Here is a 2810-nt window from a genome sequence, read left to right on the forward strand (position 1 = left end):
CCGCTCATGCCCGATCATCTGGCCTATGTGATCTACACATCCGGATCAACAGGACGACCAAAAGGCGTCGGCAATACCCATGGGGGTATCCTCAACCGGCTGTCCTGGACCCCCGCTAATACGTCGGGCGAGCACCTTGACATGGTGCAGGCCATAACCCGGATTATCGCCAACAGCTTTGGCTTCATCGACTTCCACAACGCAGTGCTGCAAGGACTGATGTCAGGGCAGCGCCTTCTGCTGGTGCGTGACCCTTTGCGGCTGGTCGATGAAGCCCAGAGCGTCATCGGCAGTGATGAGCCTGTATCGATGACACTGGTTCCTGGTCTGCTGCGTTCTCTGGTGTCTCATCCGGACTTCGAGGCCGTGTTTGCAAGGGCCTTTGTGGTCCTGAGCGGTGAGCGTCCGCCTGCCGACCTGGTTGCCGATCTTGGATCGCAACAGCCGTCCGCCGTCTTCTGGAACCTCTATGGCATGTCGGAAGCGGCAGGCGACAGCCTGAGCGGACGACTGCTGCCCGGAAGGGAGAATGTCGGCGCGCCGATCTGGAACACGCAGGTTTACGTTCTTTCTGCGTCGTTGCAGGTTTTGCCTGTAGGTGTCTGGGGAGAGCTTTACATCTCGGGTATTGGTCTTGCGCGCGGTTATGTGGGTCGCTCCGATCTGACGGCTGAGCGTTTTGTTGCGTGTCCGTTCGGTCCTGCGGGCTCTCGTATGTACCGGACGGGTGATCTCGGCCGGTGGCGTGAGGACGGGGTTCTTGAGTTCGGCGGTCGCGCGGACGACCAGGTGAAGCTTCGCGGGTTCCGGATCGAGCCTGGCGAGATCGAGGCGGCGCTTGTTCGGGTCGGGGGTGTCGGTCAGGCCGCGGTCGTGGTGCGCGAGATCGCCGGCGAGGCGCGTCTGGTCGGCTATGTGACGGCGCGCTCTGGTGGGGATGGCGTTGGCGTTGGCGATGTCAGTGGCGATGAAGCCACATCGGCCCTGTCGTCGTCTTCGCTTCGCGCGGCGCTTTCGTCGGTGCTGCCGGATTACATGGTTCCGTCGGCCTTTGTTGTTCTGCCTTCGCTTCCGCTTGGTCCGACGGGCAAGCTTGACCGTCGAGCGTTGCCGGCGCCCGAGATCGGGGGCGTGTCGGATCATGTTGCGCCTGAGACGGCGGATGAGGCTCTGCTTTGCCGTCTGTTCGGTGAGCTGACGGGTGCAGCACGTGTGTCGGTGACGGACAGCTTCTTTGCGCTCGGCGGTCATTCGCTTCTTGCGATGCGTCTTGTTGCGCGTGTGCGGTCCGAGCGAGGTGTTGAGCTTGCGCTTCGCTCTGTGTTTGCCCATCCGGATGTGCGCTCGCTTGCCGTTGTGCTTGGCAAGGCGGGTCAGGCCCGTCTTGGAGCTGTGATTGCGGGTTCGGGCTTTGACGGGACCGGTGGAGCGGTGCTGTCGCTGGGTCAGGAGCGTCTGTGGTCTTTGTCTGCGCTGGAAGGTGGGGCAAGCGCGCAGTACAACATTCCGATGGGTCTGCGGATTGCGGGGGATCTGGATGTCGCGGCCCTTCGTTGTGCGCTTCTCGGCCTTCTTGAGCGCCATGTTGTGCTTCGCACTGTGATCGATTCGCCTGACGGGATTGCGCGTGGGCGTGTTCTTGGGATGTCTGCCTGTGCAGGGGTGCTCGAGACGGTTGATCTGCGGGGAGCGGAAGGGGATGCGCAGGCGGCCGTCGAGGCGCAGGCTGCAGGTCTTGTGTCGGCCTTTGCGCATCGTCCGTTCGACCTGTCGAGTGACGTGCGGCTGCGGTGTCTTGCGGTTTGTGTTGCGGATGGGCGCTGGCATCTGTGTCTGGTTGCCGATCACGGGTCGTTTGACGGGAGTTCTGTGTCTGTTCTGCTGCGTGAGCTTTCGGTTCTTTACGAAGCGGCGCGGTCTGGCGACGGTCTGACGGATGTTCTGCCACCGCTTTCCTGGCAGTTTGCCGACCATGCGGTTTGGCAGCGTGACTGGCTTGGCGCAGGTGGGGGCTCGGCTGCGCTTTCCTGGTGGGAGGATCATCTTCGGGGAGCGCCGCAGGTTCTGGATCTTCCTGTTGACATGGAGCGTCGTGCGGATCGGTTGCGCCGTGCGGGTCATCTGCCGCTTGAGGTGGATGCGGGACTTCGTGGCCGGCTCGAGGGTCTTGCGCTGTCGTGCGCCACGACGCTCTACGGCGTTCTTCTTGCGGGTCTTGGTGTTGTTCTGTCGCGTCTGTCGCGTCAGGACGAGGTTTTGATCGGCAGTCCGAGTGCGGGGCGAGTTCAGTCTGGCAGCGAGGATGTGATCGGTTTCTTCGTCAACACGCTGGCGCTTCGCGTGTCGCCTGGCCTGCACGAAGGGATCGTTGACTATGTGTCAGCGGTTGGCCGTGTGGTTCGCGACGGTCTTGAACATGAGGCAGCCCCGTTCGAGCGTGTGGTCGAGTGTGCGGGAGTGGAGCGGTCCCTGTCGCACAGTCCTCTGTTCCAGGTTATGTTTGCCTGGCAGAGCCAGGAGGGTGGCGCGCTTCGTCTTGGGGATCTGGAACTGGAGGTCGTTGATCCTGCTCCCGGTCAGGCGAAGTACGACCTGACTGTGTCGCTGGCGCCCGGAGCGGATGGGTCGATCGCGGGTGTGATCGAGTATGACGCGGATCTGTTCCACGAGGCGACGATCGGTCGGTGGCGCGCGGTTCTGGTCGGTGTGCTTGAACAGTTCGTGTCGGGCGCATCGGACATGTGCTTGTCGTCGCTTCGTCTTGCGGGGTCTTCGGATGTCGCGCTGATCGGTGCGTTCAACGGGACGGC

General features: G+C 62.6%; 1 protein-coding gene. It reads left to right on the plus strand.

What is annotated here, in order from left to right; genetic code table 11:
• On the plus strand, positions 1–2810 hold a 2810-nt coding region (locus MUU53_RS23105; RefSeq protein ID WP_247262937.1), incomplete at both ends, for a condensation domain-containing protein.

This window comes from Affinirhizobium lemnae, assembly GCF_022968395.1.
Lineage (GTDB): Bacteria > Pseudomonadota > Alphaproteobacteria > Rhizobiales > Rhizobiaceae > Neorhizobium > Neorhizobium lemnae.